Origin of the sequence: Vibrio sp. B1REV9 (assembly GCF_905175395.2) — a bacterium.
Lineage (GTDB): Bacteria > Pseudomonadota > Gammaproteobacteria > Enterobacterales > Vibrionaceae > Vibrio > Vibrio alfacsensis.
This window is the reverse complement of sequence record NZ_HG992745.1, coordinates 1,598,807-1,621,176: the sequence shown is the minus strand read 5'-3', so window position 1 is coordinate 1,621,176 and position 22,370 is coordinate 1,598,807. Positions and strand designations below refer to the sequence as shown.

17 protein-coding genes and 1 tRNA gene are annotated in these 22,370 nt (G+C 42.4%); 5 read left to right on the top strand and 13 right to left on the bottom strand.

Going from position 1 to position 22,370, the window contains the following annotated elements:
• Positions 1–294 precede the first annotated feature (294 nt).
• Positions 295–1,173, top strand: coding sequence for a DMT family transporter (locus KHN78_RS12970; protein ID WP_211916334.1), 879 nt, complete (start codon positions 295–297; stop codon positions 1,171–1,173).
• Positions 1,174–1,231: 58 nt separating this feature from the next.
• Here KHN78_RS12970 and KHN78_RS12965 read toward each other — a convergent pair whose 3' ends face one another.
• From KHN78_RS12965 to KHN78_RS12955, 3 genes are all read right to left on the bottom strand, one after another.
• Positions 1,232–1,684, bottom strand: coding sequence for a MarR family winged helix-turn-helix transcriptional regulator (locus KHN78_RS12965; RefSeq protein ID WP_211916333.1), 453 nt, complete (start codon positions 1,682–1,684; stop codon positions 1,232–1,234).
• A gap of 219 nt (positions 1,685–1,903) precedes the next feature.
• On the bottom strand, positions 1,904–5,065 hold the full coding sequence (locus KHN78_RS12960; RefSeq protein WP_211916332.1) for an efflux RND transporter permease subunit: 3,162 nt from the start codon (positions 5,063–5,065) through the stop codon (positions 1,904–1,906).
• Between the two features lie 2 nt (positions 5,066–5,067).
• Positions 5,068–6,204, bottom strand: coding sequence for an efflux RND transporter periplasmic adaptor subunit (locus KHN78_RS12955; RefSeq protein WP_211916331.1), 1,137 nt, complete (start codon positions 6,202–6,204; stop codon positions 5,068–5,070).
• Between the two features lie 454 nt (positions 6,205–6,658).
• On the opposite strand from KHN78_RS12955, the gene KHN78_RS12950 reads away from it, so the two are divergent.
• Positions 6,659–7,282 (top strand): transcriptional regulator, encoded by a 624-nt coding sequence (locus tag KHN78_RS12950; protein WP_211916330.1) that lies wholly within the window; start codon positions 6,659–6,661, stop codon positions 7,280–7,282.
• A gap of 469 nt (positions 7,283–7,751) precedes the next feature.
• On the opposite strand, the gene KHN78_RS12945 is transcribed toward KHN78_RS12950, so the two are convergent.
• From KHN78_RS12945 to KHN78_RS12925, 5 genes are all read right to left on the bottom strand, one after another.
• Positions 7,752–9,389 (bottom strand): methyl-accepting chemotaxis protein, encoded by a 1,638-nt coding sequence (locus KHN78_RS12945; RefSeq protein WP_211916329.1) that lies wholly within the window; start codon positions 9,387–9,389, stop codon positions 7,752–7,754.
• A 189-nt stretch (positions 9,390–9,578) separates the two neighbouring features.
• Positions 9,579–10,220: an RpiB/LacA/LacB family sugar-phosphate isomerase gene (locus tag KHN78_RS12940; RefSeq protein ID WP_211916328.1), complete on the bottom strand. Its 642-nt coding sequence runs from the start codon at positions 10,218–10,220 to the stop codon at positions 9,579–9,581.
• Positions 10,221–11,016: 796 nt separating this feature from the next.
• A complete protein-coding gene (locus tag KHN78_RS12935; protein ID WP_211916327.1) occupies positions 11,017–11,421 on the bottom strand; it encodes an MAPEG family protein in 405 nt (134 codons plus the stop codon).
• A gap of 671 nt (positions 11,422–12,092) precedes the next feature.
• The gene (locus KHN78_RS12930) at positions 12,093–12,767 is read right to left on the bottom strand and encodes a hypothetical protein (protein WP_223917781.1); all 675 of its coding nucleotides are present in this window, start codon (positions 12,765–12,767) and stop codon (positions 12,093–12,095) included.
• A 490-nt stretch (positions 12,768–13,257) separates the two neighbouring features.
• A complete protein-coding gene (locus KHN78_RS12925) occupies positions 13,258–13,407 on the bottom strand; it encodes a hypothetical protein (protein WP_211916325.1) in 150 nt (49 codons plus the stop codon).
• 165 nt (positions 13,408–13,572) lie between these two features.
• On the opposite strand from KHN78_RS12925, the gene KHN78_RS12920 reads away from it, so the two are divergent.
• Positions 13,573–14,154 (top strand): class I SAM-dependent methyltransferase, encoded by a 582-nt coding sequence (locus tag KHN78_RS12920; protein WP_411912348.1) that lies wholly within the window; start codon positions 13,573–13,575, stop codon positions 14,152–14,154.
• A gap of 13 nt (positions 14,155–14,167) precedes the next feature.
• Complete coding sequence (locus KHN78_RS12915) at positions 14,168–17,065, top strand: DEAD/DEAH box helicase family protein (RefSeq protein ID WP_211916323.1); 2,898 nt, start codon at positions 14,168–14,170, stop codon at positions 17,063–17,065.
• A gap of 76 nt (positions 17,066–17,141) precedes the next feature.
• On the opposite strand, the gene KHN78_RS12910 is transcribed toward KHN78_RS12915, so the two are convergent.
• Both KHN78_RS12910 and KHN78_RS12905 read right to left on the bottom strand, forming a co-directional pair.
• Positions 17,142–17,660 carry an opioid growth factor receptor-related protein gene (locus KHN78_RS12910; RefSeq protein WP_211916322.1) on the bottom strand — a complete coding sequence of 173 codons (519 nt, stop codon included), beginning with the start codon at positions 17,658–17,660 and terminating at the stop codon, positions 17,142–17,144.
• A gap of 45 nt (positions 17,661–17,705) precedes the next feature.
• Positions 17,706–18,305 carry a hypothetical protein gene (locus tag KHN78_RS12905; RefSeq protein ID WP_211916321.1) on the bottom strand — a complete coding sequence of 200 codons (600 nt, stop codon included), beginning with the start codon at positions 18,303–18,305 and terminating at the stop codon, positions 17,706–17,708.
• Positions 18,306–18,359: 54 nt separating this feature from the next.
• Between KHN78_RS12905 and KHN78_RS21840 the strand changes: the two genes are divergently transcribed.
• Positions 18,360–18,494 carry a hypothetical protein gene (locus KHN78_RS21840; RefSeq protein ID WP_263422521.1) on the top strand — a complete coding sequence of 45 codons (135 nt, stop codon included), beginning with the start codon at positions 18,360–18,362 and terminating at the stop codon, positions 18,492–18,494.
• A 298-nt stretch (positions 18,495–18,792) separates the two neighbouring features.
• On the opposite strand, the gene KHN78_RS12900 is transcribed toward KHN78_RS21840, so the two are convergent.
• From KHN78_RS12900 to KHN78_RS12890, 3 genes are all read right to left on the bottom strand, one after another.
• Positions 18,793–18,880, bottom strand: a tRNA-Ser gene (locus tag KHN78_RS12900).
• Between the two features lie 144 nt (positions 18,881–19,024).
• A complete protein-coding gene (locus KHN78_RS12895; protein WP_211916320.1) occupies positions 19,025–19,474 on the bottom strand; it encodes an L-alanine exporter AlaE in 450 nt (149 codons plus the stop codon).
• 471 nt (positions 19,475–19,945) lie between these two features.
• A complete protein-coding gene (locus KHN78_RS12890; RefSeq protein ID WP_211916319.1) occupies positions 19,946–22,366 on the bottom strand; it encodes a hybrid sensor histidine kinase/response regulator in 2,421 nt (806 codons plus the stop codon).
• Positions 22,367–22,370: the final 4 nt, after the last annotated feature.

Below are 22,370 nucleotides of genomic sequence, written 5' to 3'. Positions count from 1 at the left end.
AGCACGTTTTCGACACGTGCTTTTTTGTTTTCTATCTATTCCATATAGAAAACCTTTTGCTTTCAATAAAGATACACACCAACACATCATTGATATATAATAATACATATTAATTTTTTGTTATGTTATGACCAAGTATGACTTCAGCCATAATTTTTTGTAATTTAATTACACTCGACAAGAAGTTAACAGCGACATTTCGTCAGCTTGCACAGCAAACATGACTTTTCCCAAAGGAGAGTCACCACCTAAATGCTATATCGTCCTAATTTCATTTACGAATAAATCCAACATATGAAAAAAACTGATGTTTCTAGCGCCATTTTCCTCTTAGTGGTGGCGAATTTGGTTGCGTCTCTTTCTGATGTATCGCTCAAAATGCTAAATGGCGAAGTTCCGACTTTTCAATATGTTTTCATTCGTCAATTTATTAGTTTGCTTCTTCTACTCCCGCTGTGGTTTCGTTTAGAAAAATCAGAACGCCTAATGGGATGTGATTGGATAACATTTTGGCGAGCTCAGCTGATCTTATTGGGGAGTGCATGTGCCATGGTTGCAATTACGCACTTACCGCTTGCTACTGCCAATGCGATCTTTTACGTGGGCCCTTTGCTCGTTCTACCACTCTCTATAATGTTCCTAAAAGAGCAACCATCGAAAGGAAAAATTCTCGGTACATTAGTTGGCTTTGGCGGTGTATTAATTGTTCTTCGCCCGGAACACTTTCATTGGGCAGCAGTGATTGCATTAGGGAGTGCGCTGGCTATTGGAGGTGGGAATGTTCTAATCCGACGTATGCCGCAAAACCAACCGTTGGTCTGTACTCTATTTTGGACAACGCTGATGACATTGCCGATCGCCTTATTACTTGCTTACCCTCAATGGACTGACATTACATTGGAACATTTGATGTGGATTATCGCGATTAATCTTTTTGTATTGGCTTACCATGCTTTAGTCGTTAAAGCGTTTAAACGTGCTCCAGCAAGCCAAATTGCACTTGCGGAATATTCTGGCCTTGCCTTTGTTACGCTATTTGGAGTGATGTGGTTTGATGAAATTCCTGATATTCTCACCGCCCTTGGCATTATGTTGATCGTGTTACCTATGATGCCTATTAACTGGCGTAAATTCTTCAGAATTAAACGAACAAAAACGCGCATTGTGGCTTAATAAATTGTCGCTTAATAAATAGACCGTTTTTAATTTAATAGCGTCATTGTTACGTTAATTAGTGATGATTCGCCAACGTCATCTTTCTTACTAAACGGAAGAACTCTGTCGATTCTTTATCGGATAAGCATGAAAAAAAGTCTTTTTGTAATTGGTTCATAATCCGATGCACTTTTCTAACTTCTTCCGTCCCCTCTTGAGTTAAAGTCAGAATTTTGAGCCGTTGGTTCGCTTCACTTTTTGATACTTGAACAAACCCTCGCTTTTCTAAGTTATCAACCATACGTTTCGCAACGCTGCGTTCAGTGAGAACCGCATCCGCTAGTTCTTGTTGGCTCATTGGCTGAAATTCTTCCAGCGCTGCCAATGCACTTGCCATTTCTAAGGTAATCAAGTTTTGGCGTGACAATTCTGATTGAGCACGATTTCGGTACATCCGCTGCATCACACCGCAGACGAACATTGGGCTTTGATCCAAAATAGAGATCGGAGAAATCTTCTTTTCTTTCATGTTTGCCTATTCTGTTTTCGGCTTAATGTTTATTTGGGTGCTCCTGCGTTGGCAAGAGGTTCCTGACTGCGTTCATTCGTCGCTTTCGGGAATGATGAGAAACATAACCTTAGGAGCATCAAACCAAACGGTTCACTTGAATGCAAAAATAAAGGACGCCGAAACGTCCTTTTCTTGTACTTATTCGTAATAGTATAACTTAGTCTATTGAGCTAAGCCTTACTCTTGGCTCACAGCAGGCTGTGAATGAGATGCCATTTGTTCTTTTTGTGCTTCTTTCTGTGCGCGGCGATCAAACAAGCGCTCTACCACAACAAAGAGCACAGGAACGAAGAAGATACCCAGCATCGTGGCACTGATCATGCCACCTAGTACACCTGTACCTACGGCATTCTGACCTGCTGAGCCAACCCCTGAACTGATTGCAAGTGGCACAACACCTAGACCAAACGCAAGCGAAGTCATGATAATTGGACGCAGGCGAACACGTACTGCATGTAACGTCGCGTCAATAAGACCTGCACCTTTTTCATAGTATTCTTTCGCAAATTCTACGATAAGGATCGCGTTCTTCGTCGCTAGACCAACGGTAGTCAACAAACTCACTTGGAAGAATACGTCGTTGTCCATGCCACGTCCCATCACCGCAAGTACGGCACCAAGAACGCCCAGAGGAACAACCAACACAACCGCCAGTGGCACTGACCAACTTTCATACAAAGCAGCAAGTACAAGGAAGACAACCAAAATTGATAGACCGTATAGCATTGGCGCTTGGTTACCAGACAAACGTTCTTCATAAGAAATGCCGTTCCAGTTAACCGTAAAGCCTACAGGCAGTTGCTGCACCATTGCTTCGATTTCTTCCATCGCTTCACCAGTACTCACGCCCGGAGCTGCCCCACCTTGAATGTTCATTGCTGGCAAGCCATTGAAACGTTGTAGCTGTGGTGAGCCATACGTCCATTCACCCGTAGCAAACGCAGAGAACGGTACCATTTCACCTTGTGCGTTACGAACGTACCATGAGTTGAAATCTTCAGGCTGCATGCGATGCTCAGCATCACTTTGTACCATTACTTTCTTTACTCGGCCGCGGTCGATGTAATCGTTAATGTAAGCACCACCCCATGCAGATGATAGGATTTGGTTTACGTCATTAATGCTTACATCCAATGCACTGAGCTTGACGTGATCAATATGAACTTGATACATCGGCGCATCAGCCTGACCATTTGGACGAACACCCACAAGCTTCGGATTTTGCGCGGCCATACCAAGTAATTGGTATTGAGCAGCAACAAGCGCATCATGGCCTAAGCCACGTGAATCTTGTAGGTAGAAGTCAAAGCCCGTTGAGTTACCCAACTCCTGAATCGCTGGTGGCGAGAATGCAAACACCATTGCTTCTTTGATGGTTGAGAAGTACCCCATTGCACGGCCAGTCAGCGATGCAGCATCAGAACCTGGAGCTTCACGTTCAGACCAGTCTTTTAGACCGATAAACGCCATACCCATGTTTTGACCTTGGCCCGCAAAACTAAAGCCTGCAACTGAGAACACCGACTGAACGTTGTCTTTCTCTTGCTCCAAGAAGTAAGTACGAACTTTATCTAGGGTCTTTTCTGTCTGCTCTTGTGTTGAGTTCGGTGGCAAAATCGCCATCGAGAACACCGTACCTTGGTCTTCATCTGGCAAGAATGATGTCGGTAGGTTTGAGAACAACCAACCTGCACCCACACTCATTGCTAGGAAAACCATCAGCATACGACCAGTACGCTTAAGCATCTTCGCGACGCCAGCTTCATAGCCTGCGGTCATCGAATCAAACTTACGGTTGAACCAACCAAAGAAACCTTTTTTCTCAGAAAACTCTGCATCGCCTTTTTTCAATAAGCTTGCACATAGAGCCGGAGTTAGAATGATCGCCACCAATACCGACAACGTCATTGCGGCTACGATAGTGATCGAGAACTGACGGTAAATAACCCCTGTAGAGCCAGACATAAATGCCATCGGTACAAACACCGCAGAAAGCGTTAAACCAACACCAACCAATGCGCCCGTAATTTGGCCCATTGATTTCTTGGTTGCTTCTTTCGGTTCTAGACCGTCTTCATGCATAACACGCTCAACGTTTTCAACCACAACGATCGCGTCATCCACCAGCAGGCCGATCGCAAGTACCATCGCAAACATGGTTAACGTGTTAACACTAAAGCCCGTTGCATAAAGAACCGCAAATGTGCCGAGCAATACCACCGGAACCGCAATGGTAGGAATCAACGTTGCACGGAAGTTCTGCAAGAACAGGTACATGATCAAAAATACCAGTACCACCGCCTCTAACAACGTTTTCACTACTTCTTGGATAGACGCTTCCACAAACGGAGTCGTTTGGAATGGATACGCAATCTTTAGGCCCTCAGGGAACGTTTCACTGATCTGGCCCAAACGCTCTTTCACCGCTTCTGCGGTTTCTAACGCGTTGGCACCAGTACCTAGAGAGATACCTAAACCAGCTGCAGGAAAGCCGTTGTATTGACCATTGATGTCATAGCTTTCTGCACCACGTTCTACGCGAGCAACGTCTTTTAGATATACGTTCGAACCATTCGCTTCTGACTTAAGAATAATGTTCTTAAATTCAGCTTCACTGGTTAAACGGCTTGCCGATGAGATCGTCGCATTAAGCAATTGACCAGTTTGCGCCGGAGCTGCGCCAAGCTGGCCAGAAGACACTTGAGCGTTTTGCGCACGGATCGCGTTCGCAACATCAATTGCAGTTAGATTAAATTGCGTCAATTTGAACGGGTCTAACCATATGCGCATCGCATATTGAGAACCAAACGCCTGAACCTGACCCACACCGCTTACACGACTGATTGGGTCTTGAATATTAGTAACAACAAAATCACCGATGTCATTACCGGTAAACTCTGGGTCTTCAGAGTAAACGGCCACAACCATCAAGAATGAGGTGTTAGATTTGTTCACCACAATACCTTGACTTTGTACTTCCATTGGAAGTGAAGTCATGGCCAATTGCAGTTTGTTTTGCACCTGAACCTGCGCGATGTCTGGATCAGCTTCGCTATCAAACGTCAGCGTGATCGTTGCGTTACCAAACGCATCACTGCTTGAGTTCAAGTAACGTAGGTAATCAAGACCCGTCATATTCTGCTCGATAACCTGAGTTACCGAGTCTTCAACTGTTTTTGCAGACGCACCTGGGTAACGAGCATTAATTGAGATCGTCGTAGGTGACACCGTCGGGTATTGCGACACTGGCAAGTTGAACAGTGACATCACACCGGCCAACATAGTCAAGATCGCAAGTACCCATGCAAATACAGGGCGATCAATAAAGAAACGAGCCATGATTATACCTGCTGACCTGCTTGAATCGTTACAGGGCTACCTGGACGCACTTTTTGGATTCCCGTAGTAATCACTTTATCGCCAGGTTTCAGGCCATCTGTAATACGCCATTGGTTATTGATTGACTCCGCCGTCGTAACTGGGGTAACAGAAACTTTATTGTCGACACCGACAGTCAATACAGACGCTTTACCCGTAGAGTCACGCGTCACGGTATTTTGAGGAATTAGGATGGCATCAGGATCGACACCTAACGTTACTGTTGCACGTACAAACATACCAGGTAGTAACAAACCGTCTGGGTTCGCAAACTCAGCGCGTAGCGTTACACTACCGGTGCTTTCATCTACGTTAACTTCGGTAAACTTCATGATGCCTTTGTGGGCATACGTTGAACCATCTTCCAGTTTCAGCGTGACTTGCGCAGACTGATCTTCTTGAAGTTGGCCTTGTGACAGTGCCGACTTCAAACGAAGTAACTGAGAAGACGACTGAACGATGTCCACATTGATCGGATCTAACTGTTGGATTGTCGTCAGCGTTGCCGCTTGGTTAGCCGTTACAAGTGCACCCGCAGTCACATTCGATTTGCTGATCACACCACCGATTGGCGCTTTAACTTGCGCATAAGACAAGTTGATTTTCGCTGTGTTAATTCTTGCTTTCGCTACTAGCACTTGAGCTTTCGCTTCTTTGTAAGCTGCTTCTGCTTCATCTAAGTCTTGTTGACTGATCGATTTCTTCGTGATCAAGGCGCGGTAACGCTTCACTGTGGAATACGTAGATTCTGCTGCCGCTTGCGCGCGGATGAGCTCAGCCTCAGCACTCAGTAAATCCGCTTGGAATGTCGAATCATCAATCTGGTATAGAGATTGGCCCTTCTTAACTACACCGCCCTCTACAAAATTACGCTCAGAGATAATGCCTGTTACCTGTGGGCGAACTTCTGCTTCCATATAAGCACGGCTGCGGCCTGGTAGTTCAACCGTAAGTGCTTGACGAACAGGTTCTACTGTCATTACCGTCACTTCTGGTGTCGGCGCCGGTCCCATCTGGGCTTGGCCCTCTTGACTCTGCTCACATCCAACCAACAGTAGGCTGGAAGCGATGAGCAGAGATAGCGTAGTTCTACGTGTCATGAAACTTCTCTCTTGTGTATATACGCGAGCCCGATATAAGGGCCTGCAAAATTAGTCGGGATAATAGTGACTAGATGTTGTACATACAACAAAATTTACCGCTCTTTACGATAGATAAAACTGTTTGTATCAAAGCTGCTATTGATGTCTCAAAGACCACTTATTTTAATTGGTAATTTTTCCATTCTGTGAACACAGAAAAGGTGATTTTTCGTAATAAAAACGGCATAAACTCCTAGACAAATTCAAGCAATTAGTAACAACCAAAAGGAACGATAACTGCCAGTAATGCTATGCATTCAGAGCACAAGGCTACTCAATACAATAAAGTCAATGTGATAGGCGAAAGCGATATTGAAACAAAGATATTTTGTAACAATTTGCATTGATTTATCACTTCAATTGCTTATAATCTGCCCCCCCCTTAACCCCCAAAATACAAAATCAATTTGTTATGAGTATCGACAATATTCTAGTGCTAGGGAATTTTACTTGGGACAGGACGACTCATTACTTAAAACCACTGGATCCAAATGATCATAGCGAAGACCCAAAAACGCTAACCAACAAGCAGAGAGCGCTACTCTCGTGCCTGGCTGACGCGCATCCAAACACAATAAGCAACACTGAGATTATCAAGAAAGTTTGGGGCAACGAGCATATCTCTCAAGAGAGTTTACCTCAGCTCATTAACCGTACTCGGCGAGTACTAGAAGATAGCCAAAAAAACATTCTTGTTAACAAACCAGGTATTGGCTACTCACTTAACTTTGAGTTTGCGCCAAAAACTCTGGCTGACAATAACGTAGAAAGTCTACCGCCACAGCAACAAAGCCAAGGCGCAAAAAAGAGTCACAGTAATCAGTGGCGCGCTGTGGCTTTAGTACTCACACTCGTCACCGTGTTTAATGTTTGGCATACCGCTCAAGCGCTCTACTATAAAATGGATTTCGAGCGTGTTCTCCATGCAGATCCGTACTCAGAGATTAAAAAGGATGAGAACGGCAACGTAATCGTGACCATTGATAACCATGAATGCATTTACCACAAAGATCAGCTCCTTCTGCAATGCCCATAAATTTTTGCTCATAGTGTTAGTTCTGATACTTAATATCGTTTTGCTGCTTATTGAACAGGCCTCATTCGTCAGGCTCTTTGGCAAAGTAGAAGCGCTCAATCATCGCTGGACAACCTATACAGAGCTGCATCAAAATCATATCCAATCGAGAATCCATTACTCACGACTCGATGCAACAGAGTCTGAATATAAAACTCTCGAGTACGACTACGAATACTCAAAATCCAAAGGGCGAGAATACATTGTTCTAGGAACAGATAAACCCGTATCAGTCCGACACAACCGAGTGTATTACCTTGATGAACAATGCAGTCTGGTTTTCAGTGGCATCTCTAAAATGACATTGCAAAATTTCTCATTTCGCTGTTTGTACTAATGCCATAGCTTTTTTGCATTGCGATTGTTTTACGCAATGTAAAAAAGCCCGCATCACTGTGCGGGCTCAAAAACTAAAATTCAGATCGTGTTACTACACTCGAAATTGACTCACTTGTTCGTCTAGCTGCTGAGTTTGCTCTGATAACATCACCAATGACTGTTGCGCTTGATTAACCACACCGACAATTGACGTGCTGCTATCCGCAATACCTTGAACATTATTGCTAATTTCATCACTGACCGAGCTTTGCTGACTAGCAGCAGTTGCAATGTGGGTATTCATTTCATTCATACGTGAGATAGCATTTAAAATTTCAGCAAGGGATTCTGTCGCTAAGCCCGCAGACTGAATAGTTTCTTCACTTCCAACTTTACTACCATGCATCACTTCCACCGCTTTTTCTGCGCCAGCTTGAAGTTTTTCGATCATCGATTGGATTTCACCTGTACTCTGTTGAGTCCGACTTGCCAATGAACGCACTTCATCCGCAACTACTGCAAAACCTCTGCCCTGCTCGCCAGCTCGAGCTGCCTCTATAGCCGCATTCAATGCCAGCAAGTTCGTCTGCTCTGCGATGCCACGAATCACATCAAGTACAGAGGCGATATTACTCACATCGTTATCTAAGGTATTGATGACAGTACTTGCGCTTTCGATTTCTCCGGCGAGATCTCGGATAGCCCCAACCGTTTGCTCTAAGATTTCATTGGTATTGACGAGCTCTTGGTTTGCGGTCTGACTCGCTAAAGCTGCTTGTGTTGCACTATCGCTTACGTTACGACTGGTCACTTGCATCTCATTAACCGCTGCCGCCACGGCCTCACTATCACGTTGTTGAAGAGTAGTAGAGTCGACAATCGTCGCTGTCAGCGAGTTCAACTGGTCCATCTCACGACGAAGCGTATTTGAGCTTTCCACCACTTGTGAAACGGTCGTTTGAATTTTAGACACAAATTGATTGAACCCGGCAGCAAGTTGCCCTATTTCATCTTGTGTTTTGATATCAATACGCTGACTTAAGTCACCGTCACCTGATGCAATTTGAGTCATAGCCTGTTTGATATCATTAATAGGCTTCACGACAGTTTTGAGCAATAAAATTACCATACCCAAAGCAAATAAAACAACGATCGCGATGCCGGACTCCAAAATCAATTCCGCACGAATGGTTGCCGCTGCAATCTCCGTCTTCAACGAGTTTTGCTTCACCTCAATGGCATCTTTGACTACATTTAATTGTTCACGTACTGCACCAAATTGATTTTCAAACAGGGCTTTATTTAATTCATAATAACTTAGCCACTCAGATTGTGGTTTATTGATCATCGTTTCATAACTTTGTAACCACTGCTCGCCTAACGAAACCAACTTTTGAACATCATGACCATGATTTATTGGTAATATGCCAGCCTCTGACAGGTTCATCACTTTTTTCATACGCGGCAATGCTTTATAGGCATTATCTTTATATTCAAACAAGTGGTGTTCAGTTTCTGCTTTTGAGGTTGCGAGAGCAACACCTTGAATCGCAGCCGTCGCTTGATATAAGTCTCGGTAAGCGTCTTCTAGGGTGAACATACTCGGGATAATTTGTTCATTGAGCGTCTCACTAAGTTCTGTTTGCTTCCACATAGTGAGCACATTTAGGACGGAGCTGATCGTCAATAAAACAATCATAGAAATTAGAGGAAGAACGATCTTTTGCTTGATAGACAAACTGTTGAACATGTATAGAATCCTTTATTTTTTTGTTCAAATCCTTGCATATTATATCAAATAACATCACCTTACCGTTTTGTATACAGTAAACTTTTATTGAAATATTTTTATTGGGACGATAAGAAGAATTTTATCTACACTTTTAAAATATAAAAAAGACCAATCTTTCGACTGGCCTTCAATATAATTACGCTTTAATTAGTTCAATACAGTACGAATGTAATCAACGATGTTTTGATCTTGTGCGTTTTCAAATAGACATTGTTGGAAACGTTCACCGCCACACGCTGTTTTTACTAGTTCAACATCGATAGACTTCAACGCTTCTAAGTAATCTTTGCCAACGGCTGCTTTCACATCATTCAAAATGGCTGCGTTTTGCTGTTGAGGTACAGCACGCTCTACTGGGTAACCTTGACCACGTTCACAGCCAGACATCATCACTTTTTCAAAGATGCCGCGCACATTTAGTTCCGCTGCCCAACCAAAGTTTTTAGCAAACGCAAGAGATAGCGCGTTACCGTTGTTGATTTGTGTAAATAGGAACGCATCCGACGGCTCAAGTGCATAACCACACACAACGTTTGAGTGCGCGTTACAAGACATCAAAGCACCTTGGCCTGTACCACAACCTGTGAAAACAAAATCCACTGCTTTTGCAGCAAGCAAAACAGACGCTTGGATACCTAGGTGAATATAGGTTAGGTGGTGATCTTCTGCGTCACACATACCTACGTTAAATACTTCGTCACCACTTTGAGCAGCAACATGACGTAGTTCGTTTAAAATGATTTCATTTTTAGCCGCTTGGCTATTTTCCATTGTTAAAGCAATTTTCATATTTTTCTCTATCGATTTTCGAGCCTTTTCAGGTAGCTCGTCAACAAATGCCGACAATCAAAAGCAACCAGATCTTTCGTTCGACCTTCACTTAGTTTACATCAGGCGCGTTACGCGAATGATCATCGGCTAAAACCTTTCACATTGCAACCTGCCCGGGTCACAAAAACAAGATATCGAAAGATAAGGAAATTAAATGAAAACTAAAGAACATGATCATCATTTGCATGATCAGTCAATGTACAGTTCAAACGTGATACTACAAACGAACTTTCATAAATGGAGTTCCGTTTTTTATCACTAATGCTTGCACCATAATGCTTACGTTGATTACCACACATCCAACATGAACAGACACACGGAGTAGATATACAAAACCCTAGCAAACGCTTAGAGCTATTTGCAGCTTTGCCCCAGTACATTTTTCTATTACTCTTCAATCTTTCCGTATGATGTCGACGTATGGATCGTTTTACATTTTTCATGATTTACTCCCGAATAAAGTTTTTATTCGAGTGGTCACTCTTTCGAATGACCACCTCAACCTGAATCGAGAGAGCTTAAATAAATTCATATTGCTCCTGCGTACCAACACCAGTTTTTATAGCGTCGTAAACAAATACATTTTAGTGTTAAGTAATCTGATTTAATGAAAGTGCTTCTAACTGAAAAAATTTGCATATTTACTTTATCAATAAACACCATAGATATACTTAGTACTATGAAATTTTTACCTAATGTTCCTCCAGGGAACTCAAATCAGGTTAAGTGAGACTCAGACTTATTAGGGTGATACTCACAACCAACGCATTATACCTGAGAAAAATATACCGATTAAACCAATCGCACTTACGACAAACGATACGCTACGCATCAATTGAAAATTAGCGTAATAAAAGATCATGTGCCCAATGCGACCAAACAAATACATTAGCGATAAGCTATTTACCCATACTGGATTAGCTGAAGAGAAAATCGCGAACAGTATAAATAAAACGAAAATACCAACAGTTTCATTGCTATTTGCAAATGCTCGGTTAGAACGAAATAAAAAGCTCCCATGCCCAGCCGTGACTGTCATACCCGGCGTGTGTCCCTGTTTTATACCCGTGATATCCGCAACTAACAACTGAATAAAAAACAACATCCCTGATAAACCAAGCACCAAAATACTTGTACCATATTGTGTAACCAACTCCATTCAATAAACTCCAATATCCATGATTGCCTGTAGGCCTTAACACCCGGTTCTTACTAATCTATCTTATGCATTTTGTTATCTAAAATTTTCATCTGCTATCACCATCAGTATGCTAGCCATCAATTTTAGATTTGATAGGGGCAATAAGCATATAGATAACCCAAGCAAACCAAGAAACAAATAGTATCGTGAGTACCCAAGCTAGCTTTTCCCTCCCTGTCGTTTTATTGGACTTTAAAACTAATACAAATGGAGTTAGCCAGACGATAAAAATTGCCCATATCATCACCGAGCCGTATAAAGAATTCATAACTCATCCCTGTAGTTAACTATCATCATGCACTTAGATAAGTATTTTTAGAGTTAAAAAATATCTTAACTCGAATGTAATATTAGTTCCATAACCTCAGAGCAACACGTCAGCCTAAAGGCAGTGTCACTGACGGGTCAGCTGCAATCCCATACTGATATGATACGATAACTTATCATATCAGCTATTTTCCAGCTTAGATTTTAATCGTATCGCAAGAAATTATAGTACCCGCTCAATGAACATCGACGGTGTATCGTTAAATTATTTTGGAGTGAAACGCTATTATCTCCTGTATTGTAAGTTCACCATGCGATTTGGTGAACTTACAATCAACCCTTGATAAAATGCATACTTCTTATTATGACTGAAATGTATTTTTATGTTGGTTATATTTTTCCTTTAGATCATCAATCGATAGTAAATCGGAGCTCTTAATTGCCATTACAGGCGTTGGATATTTGTGTTTTTTAGCAACAAACGGTTTATCTTCAATAATAGGGTATTTCAAAGCGTTTTTTACTGTGACATAACCAAGGGGAAGCCAACCGCTTAAGCCTATTAAAAAAGTACCATCTTCATGTTCAATCATGCTATCTCTGTTAACAGCACCAAATAACACTACATGCTTCTTCTCTAATTCTTGTCTTTGCCCTGCATTGATCAACCGTCTTCCATAGGGCTTGTCATCAAAAATGGACCCATGTTGCAAGAAAGGCCTTTTTCTAAATTGAGTTTGCAGCATTTGAAATATATTATCAGGTACCGATTCTGTTTTTACATCCACTTTAGCGTTACCAAGAGTCAAGTCGTGTGTATCTATAGTTTTGTAGTCAGATCGAATGTTATCTAACCAATCTAGCCCGAAGTATACACAAGCTGCAAATTCCCCTAAAAAGCCAATTTGATGACCTTGTTCTTTAGTCATATTCAAGTTTTCAAAGTGCGGTTTTAAATCTGGATTGCGCTTCTTGGTTTGAATAATTGATTGCTCAATCATTTCATTAGTAAAGTTTATGGTTATTTGTTTTTGCATAGTAGCCTTACCTTGTTGTATTGACGTTAACGTTTTCTCAACAGACACTGCAGGAATCTTACTCCAGCTTCTTTCAGTTCATACCTCATCGATGAAAAATCCAAATCAAGGTCAATTTTGAGTATCTTGATGAACTCTCAAAAATAATAAATTGATCTATCGCATTTCTGCCTCAGTTCGCGATATTAGCCTTAGAAAAGTAACATCAAATAATTGATAACTGTAGTGATCAACAAACGTTCACTATCTGGTGTTACCAGTTAGGTGCACCATGGTCATGACTTTCTCTATGAAAAATAATTAAAGAAGCTCTAACACAAGTTAGTTGAGTCATTTCCCTTGTTCTTTTAGTTACTATTAAAAAAGCACAATCATTACAGCTAACCAAATTAGCTGCGTGCACATCCGCTTTGTCATTATCAAAGAGAGGGAGGCTGAGAATTCGAATAGCTTTTAGAAGAATAAACGCCTCCTATTGAAACCAAGGCACTCACCGATGCTCTTCAAAGTATGCACCGATCAAATCCACTTCAATCTCATGCCTCAGGTGAGATTCCGATAAATCAATACCTTGTGCGAACGAAAAGAGAGATTTCTCACCATTCAACGGTAGCCATTCCGACCAGGCCAAATTTTTCAAACTCTCATTTTCCTTACTTTCAACAAAAACGCTCTGATTTGAGAAGCTTTACTCTCTAAGAAATCAAAGGAATCATTTTATGCAATATGCTGATTCACGTAGAACAAAAATGACAGATAATGCAAAATAACGTCTTTCAATGCACTGAAAAGTCACACTATGAGCATTACTAACCAATATTATAACGAAAACGCACAGAGCTTCTTTGATACTACCGTCAACGTCGATGTTCAGAAACTTTACGATCGTTTTCTGCCTCGAATCGAAAGCCATGGAAAAATATTGGATGCTGGGTGTGGCTCCGGCCGCGATAGTAAAAACTTCCTAAGTTTGGGCTATCGTGTCGAGGCATTTGATGCCAACGAATCATTAGTAAAGTTGGCAAGCAAGCATTTAGGTCAAGCCGTTACACTCGCGACCTTTGAGTCGTTTGATGCCAAGGCAAAAAGCTTCGATGCTATTTGGGCATGCGCTTCTTTACTCCATGTTCCTAGTGAGGATCTTCCACGCACGCTCTTGCGTCTCGGCGAATTACTTAAACCTGACGGTGTTTTCTACTGCTCATTCAAATACGGCAATACAGAACAAATCCGTAACGGCAGGTTCTTTGCTGACATGACCGAGCAAACCCTTGCGGACACACTTTCCTCAACTCAACTCAAGATTGAAGAAACTTGGATAAGTGCAGACGCAAGACCAGGACGAGAAGCCGAGCAATGGTTAAATGCCATCTTGGTAAAGGCTTAAAGGAAGAATACGGATGCCAACTCAATCGCTGACTATTAGGGACAACCTGCTGACAACCGGCGGTGATGACCCACTGCTGCCGCAACTCATCCATGCGATCAATCACGCGACTGAAATCGAGATTGCGGTTTCGTTTATTCAGCCGTCAGGGCTTGATTTGTTGTTGCCCAGTATTCACGAAGCCATTGAACGAAAGCAATCCCATCAACGCCCGCTAAAACTTCGAATTTTAACCTCGGACTATCTTCATATTACCCATCCTATTGCGCTACGCTCGCTTGTCGAGCTTGATGGGGATGATATTGATGTCAAGATTTTTGAAGCGAACAATCGCAGTTTTCACCTTAAGTCCTACATTTTTGTTCGCAGCGATGAGCCTCAGACTTTTTTTAATGGCACGGCTTTTGTTGGCTCAAATAACATCAGTAAGTCAGCACTGACCGATGCACATGAGTGGTGCCTTCGCTTGGATTACCACCAGCCTGACAACTCTCCATCAGCGATTCAATTTCGCAATATTCGTGAGCAGTTTAATAAGTTATTTCAGCATCCACGAGCCATACCACTCACTGACGAATGGATCGATGCGTATATCAAACGCAGAACGCCACCAAAACTTTCTTCGATTGGCGATTCTACTCTGCTCGACGATGATGCTTACTCACCAAACCCTGCGCAGCTAGAAGCGCTTGAAGCCCTTAATCAGACTCGTGATAAAGGCAATGTGCGTGGATTGGTGGTGATGGGAACAGGTATGGGCAAAACGTGGCTGTCTGCTTTTGATGCCAAGCAGATGAATGCCAAGCGCGTGCTGTTTGTCGCCCATCGTGAAGAGATCTTGACCCAAGCATTAAACACGTTTGCTAAACTGTGGCCAGAGAAGTCAGCCGGTTATTACAACGGAAAGACTAAAGAACAATGCAAAGATATGGTGTTCGCCTCAGTGCAAAGCCTTGGCCGTATTGAACACTTGAGCAAGTTTGAACCAGACTACTTCGATTACATTGTGGTGGATGAGTTTCATCATGCGAGCGCAAAGACTTACCTCAATATTCTCAATCACTTTGAACCGAGATTTTTACTGGGATTAACGGCCACACCTGAACGAACCGACCAAGCCAATATTCTCTCCCTTTGCCATGACAATTTGGTGTTTGAGCGTAACTTGGTGCACGGCATTGATGGTGAGATCCTCGTGCCATTCCATTACTTTGGCATCTGGGATGATTCGGTTGATTACCAAGAAATCCCTTGGCGCAATGGCAAGTTTGATCCAGCAGCACTGGATGCACAATTTGCGACCACGCGAAGAGCCAAGCATATTTTTAAGCACTGGCAAAATAAGCAACAATCTCGCACGCTAGCATTCTGCATTTCCAAAAAGCATGCGGATTTTATGGCTGAGCAATTTAATGCTTCTTATGCAGCCCAAGGATTTAAAGCGCTATCAGTACACAGTGACTCATCAGTTCGTCGCAATGAAGCGTTAACTATGCTAGACAACGGTGACATTCAGATTCTTTTCTCGGTTGACCTGTTTAACGAGGGTACGGATTTACCCTCTATCGATACGGTGTTGATGCTTCGTCCAACAGAATCGAATATCATTTTTCTTCAACAACTTGGTCGTGGATTACGCCGTCACAGCAATAAAACGCACTTGGTTGTATTAGATTTCATTGGTAATCATCGCTCATTTTTAAATAAACGAGAAATCCTCGGTATCACTGATGCAAAGTTACCCTCATTTCATGACGGATCTGATACCGACAGCCCCCAGCTTGGCAAAGGCTGTTTCGTCAATATTGATCCTCAAATCGTCGAGTTTTGGCAAGAGTTAACCAAGCAATTACGTTACTCTGCTAAAGAAGAATTTGAAAACCTGACGAGCCACCTAGGGCACAGACCCAGAGCCGTTGAGTTTTATCGTGCAGGTTATGACTTCAATAAGGTCAATAAACAACATGGTGGTTGGCTAGAACTTGTAGCCACCATGAACACTACTTCTGAATTACAACAGCTTGTCGACGAGCACAAATCGTTCTTTTTAAATGCCATTCAGAAAATGAGCATGACTAAATGCTTCAAAGCGATCCTATTGGAAGCCTATCTCGAGCTTGATGGTTTTAATACACCGCCGTCGATTGAAGCACTATCAGCTAAGAGTTGGCATGTCCTATCGAGATATCCTCAGCTAAAAGCATCCGACCTATCGGATAAAATTCAACAACTTGAATCGGATTCTCCAACTTGGCAAAAGTATTGGCGAGATAACCCCATTAACGCTTTTGTTGGTGGGAACACGAAGAAAGAAAATGCTTGGTTTACCAATGTGGATGGGAAATTGGTTGCCAACTTTACGGTTAAAGTCGAGTTGGTTCCGCACTTTCACGATTTTGTAAAAGAGTTGGTTGATTTACAGCTAGCAAAATATGCCGATAGAGAACAAAAGAAAGTCGAGCCATTGCCAACACCAAAAGCAGTGAATGATGGCACTATGCTGCCCTATTATCCCAACCTAAAAATCGCCTGCGGTCATTTTAAGACAGGCACAAGTGATGACGTTGAATTCATGCCTATCGACATCAGCAAAGTCACCCCTGATAAACACTTTTTGGCAAGAGCATCTGGTAATTCAATGAATGGCGGAAAATCACCAATCGTTGACGGTGATTTACTGCTGCTAGAATTTGTCACGCCAACATCAGCAGGCTCAATTACTGGTAATACTATGGCCGTTGAGATACAAGGTGACGCGGGTGACAATCAGTACCTACTGCGTGTGGTTCAAAAAGATGCTCAAGGCCAATACTGGTTAAAAGCCAACAACCCTGATTATGCGGTGATCCCAGCAAATGACTCCATGAAAACCTTTGCGAGATTGAAGCAAATCATACGTGAGTACACCTAACAATAACCTAAGCATTCGGCCCCTTAATATATTCAATTGCAGTATGTAAAGGGCTGATGGTCACCCCATATATTCACTACATCTGAATTGCACGCTCCCAATGCTCAATGGTATCTGGAGTGATCGTACCAATTCGTAGCCCCTCCCGGATACATACTTGCTGGAAATTTGCTGCAATTTCCTTATTGCCTAACAGATACAAACTGCGAATCATTCGAGTGATACGAAGCTGATTGTGATTTTTTGGTTTTAGCCAATCGTGTGAATGAGGCGCGAGTTCGTCTCGCACTTCGATACTCAACCCGGCTCGCTGTAGTCCATAGTAATCAAGCATGAGATCCAAAGAACGAAGATGCGCTTCTCGTAACGCATGACTATTGATAAAAGCCTGCCTTGATTCAAGGTTCACCAACGGAGCATGCCGATTGAACTTATGCCCATCATCTATCGGAAACAACACTTGGATGAATTTATGATCGTGTTCGAGCCAAAAGTGGGTGAACTGATGGATCTCTGAAATATATCGCCCTAAGCTGTCTGGTGTTTTCCCCGACATAAACGAAGCAATCGGGTCAAATTGGGTAGATTCAGTCATTACCATTTCTCTTTTAATATCGTGTTCTGCACACAAAGCCATTATTTAAAAATGTGAAAGATCAAATGTGACCGTTTCTAATTTTTCTGAGCACTGTTCCGCCCTTGATACTGCAGGATCCCAAATGTGTTTTTCCACTTGTAACTGGTTACCTTGAACTGTTGCAGATTCAAAACAAGGCACCCACGATTGGCTTAACTTAGTTAACACACTGACCATTTGCTCGTTTGAGTTGTTAAAATCAAAATCTACGGGCTGAGTCTCCAACCGATACAAACCAATGTTTCCCGAATGGGCTAAAGCGAAAACACCTCGCTCCGTTTTACCCAACACTTTATATTTAAAGTAAGAATGTCCGTCATCCGGATCCTCATAATAAGAGACCGAACCGTCTGATGATACGTGGTAATCGCGCCCCTTAAACGCAAGGTTACTCTCTTGGCAACTATCAATAATGACTGAACGGAGAATAATGCCGTACTGGGGAGATTCACTATTCCAGGCTTGGAGTAAATTGACGCATTTAGGGTTGATGATATTGCCATTATGGTGAAAACCATAAACGATGGAACTAAGGGGCTCTTCATCCTGAGCAAATGCGGTGAAGCTAATACTAATCGCCGCTAATGTGATGAGTTTATTCATTTCAATCTCTGTAATACGCTGCCTCAAGATCAGGTCTGAAGCTAGACGTCAACTATGATGGAAGAAGAATATGACGACAAGGCGACAAAAGAAGTCGCCTATCAGAACCTCATTGGCCTCGAGATTGAAAATTTCATCAAGGATATTCCAGCTAGACTTACATTCTTGGTTCACAGCAAAGAGGGTTGATATGATTTTGGAGTAAAGTTATGCAGTTGGTAAAGCTTTTCAACCGTCTTGTTACCGATACCTTTTTCTTCAGTAGGTTACTAATTTGTTTTATCGAAGGCTCAGTTGAGTGAATTTGTAATTTTTCTAGCTCAACCAGCCAAACATCACAATATGGCTGCATTCACTTGGTGGACAGCTAAGGACGAGATAAATATTGTGAAGATTGATGTGCCATTGTGCGCTCCATTGTGCCCTCTGGCAGCTCACTAGGCTTTAGAAATGAAAAAAAGGCCTGATAAATCAGACCTTTAGAATGTGGCGGTGAGTGAGAGATTCGAACTCTCGATACGTTGCCGTATACACACTTTCCAGGCGTGCTCCTTCAGCCACTCGGACAACTCACCGAATCAAATTGTGGTTAGCATCATTGGCTAACGAGGCGCTAATTTAATGATTATGTGCCTGATGGTCAAGGCTAAACATAAAAAAAAGCGCCCTTTTGTGTTCGTTTGCTCACTATCTAGCTAAATTGAACAAAACAGGGACAATTATGCGCCCTGGTAGTAGCCCGGCACACGGAACCAACGACGACATTGGTCGAGAAAATAACCATAAAGAACACCCATACCGCAAGACACCACCGCATTACTTGCTACTGCGGTAATGATTTGATCGCTAGATGCACCAACAGCTAACAAAATGCCCGCATAAACCGGAGACTGAAATAGTACATACGCAGTTAAGTCAGACACATTTTTCATAAATGATGAAGAAGAGACTTTGTTACCTTGGCATAACACCCAATCGCGGAACATACCATATGGCCAAGCAATGGCGATATTTACTGGTATCGATAAGGTACGAGAGGCTAGAGATTGCTCAAACGTCATACCAGAAACCAATATTTCAATAATCATCCCAGTAATGAAACAAAAAACCACCATAGCAAAAGTATCCGCTGCTGCATTACGAATACAAAATGGCCCGCGAGACTTCATTTTTAACCTCTAACATCAAAAACTTTAAAAATACAAATGTATAAAATCATCAGCTACAAAAGTAAAACCAATGCAGTACATCTCGCAATTAAACCACAATATTTTTAGTTTATGATCTCGTATTAATATAGAGAATGTAAATTTACAACCAAACTTTAAATTAAAAGCAGTACTTTTCACCTAAAACAGCCAAATCGACCTAAAACTCAGCCAATAAGTAGCTTAATTACGTAAAATCATTACTTTAAGGTCAGTTAAATATCGAGTCACAGAGAGATTTTAGGTGAATATGTGGCAATATAAGGTGAAAAAGATCGCGTTATTCTGAAGTTGAAGCCCAATACCACATAAACATAAGAATGTGTGTAGCTATAGAAAGTTAGGGCTCTCTGCGACATAAGCGAACTGAGATCACGGCATGAAAAAGAGGCAGCACAATAGGTTTATGCTGCCTCTAGAAATGATTGGTTTTTACTGCTCCGCAAGCAATGTAGTGAGTTTATCTACATCATCTTGCTGTGGAAACGTCGCTTCACTTAAGTAAGACTCTATCCTTGCGATCACTAACATCAGATCTTCTTGCGAGCTCTTTTTTACATATGCAGGCATTTGATTTAATGTTTCTCGTGCGCTGTCTAGATTTCTGTCATCCAGCGCAACATAAAAATCAAGCAATAGTGATTCCGGTGTATGAGTCGCGAGTAAAAGCTCATTGGTATGGGTTTGATATTGGAACAGCTTCGGCGCATGATGATACAACGCATCATCAAGTTCTGACTCTACAATAGGCTTCGCAATGATGTGGTCTGCGCCAACATCTAGCAATCGTTCTTGTGTCTCTTTAAATACATCAGCGGTACAACCAAATATTAAAACAGAACCCTCAGGTCCTGCCATTGCTCGAATGGCTAAAATCGCCCCGACCCCGTCCAATACAGGCATATGGTTATCCATTAGTACAAGGTCAAACACTTGTTCTGAAACGGCATCGACCGCTTGCTGACCATTTTCAACGCTAAAACAATGAAAGCCTTTTGAGCGCAAGAAATGCTCCATGATAATGGTGTTCGTTCGATTATCTTCAACAATGAGTGCTCTTAAACCTTGGCAATTGAGCTTATGGGTACGAGCGGATGGATGCACGTCTGCCTCACATGGTGATAATGCCAACCTAACCATGAACGTAGTGCCAACATCCTGCTGGCTTTCTACCTGCACCTGCCCCCCCATGTGTTCTGCGATTTGCTTAACAATCGCAAGCCCAAGGCCAGTACCACCAAACCGTCTCGTGGTCGTTGATTCTGCCTGTTCAAATGGAAGGAATATGCGCTTTTGAGCATCACGGCTAATACCAATCCCAGAATCTTTAACCAAAATGATCAACGTGGCTATTCCGTTGTCATTTTCCTCATTGAGTACCACCTCAACACCACCACGTTCGGTAAACTTAACGGCATTGTTTAGCAAGTTAAACAGCACTTGGCGTAAACGTGCTTTATCACTGTTGTACCACCGATTTTTAGGCACATGAGAAGTGACTGTAAAGGTTAAGCCTTTCTCTGCACACAACGTGTGATACACGCTATCGATACTGCCTAAGATGGCTTCCATTGGGAATGGCGAATTATCAAGTTCAATATGCCCCTGTTCAATCTTAGAATAATCAAGAATTTCATTAAGCAAGGTCATCATATGATCACCAGAATCGTACAGAGTGTTGAGGTGCTTTCGCTGATCAGCACTTAACGATGTTTTGAGCAGTATTTGCGCCGCACCCAACACTCCATTCATCGGTGTACGGATTTCGTGAGAGAGCGTGGCTAGAAAAGCAGTTTTAGCATTCGTTGATGCCTGAGCTTTTACTCGCTCTTGCTCTAGGTAAAGGGTTTTTTCATTGAATTTATTGATCAAATGGCCGATCTCATCATCACTATCATAAGTGATGTCGATAATGCCACCGGTCTTAGAATCATCCACTTTCTGAGCAATACGCACAATCGGCTCAACGATATAGCGATTCAAAAGGTAATAGCCGACTAGCACACAAAGCAACAAGAATGGGATGATCCCGCGCTCGACATTCATTACTTGATCAAAAACTTGTTCGGCAACTTGCACTTTGGCATTCACTACATCCATATGCCAATGAAACTCACCAAAATCTAGGGTACTAATGTAGATGCTTTCTGTAAGGTTAAAGTTATGCTCAACCACAACTTGCGCCTCGGCATCGCGAATTACCACGCCGAGTGAATATTGGTTTGCGTGTTCTCGAATAAATTGGAACAACGCTTCTAACGATAGATCTACCGTGGCAACCCCTGCGAACTGTCCATCAAGATAATAGGGTGCAGATGCGGTGATCATTTGAACTTGCGTAAAAGTATCAATGTAGACGCCGGACCAACTCACCGTCCCCGATGGTGCATTAGCCACCGACTGATACCAAGGTTCATTGTCATAACCACCAGACTCGGGATTGTTGTAGGCGTGGATCTGATCTAAACCACCGATGTCGTTTTTATTAAAAAACAAGCTGCCATATCGCCAACTGCCATCGATAAGTACAGGTTTGGGCCAAAATCCACCACTGACGATGATGTCATCACTCACACTAAGTAGCTGGGGAATCACTGCTTTTAATGAAACGTCGTTTGCCGGGGTTTGACCTAACCCAACCAAACTGTTCACCAATCCGACGGAACTGGTCAAAGGTGCTTCGATTTGAGAAGCAAGCAACTGCGTTCGCAAATCGAGGTTTCGTTCCAGGTTATTTCGCACTGGTGGCTCCAAAACAAGGTGCACCACCGACCCAATAGTCGCGATGAAGAAACACAAATACAGTGTTAGGGCGAATATGCTTTTTTTTCTGAGTGATGAACGAATTTGCATAGAT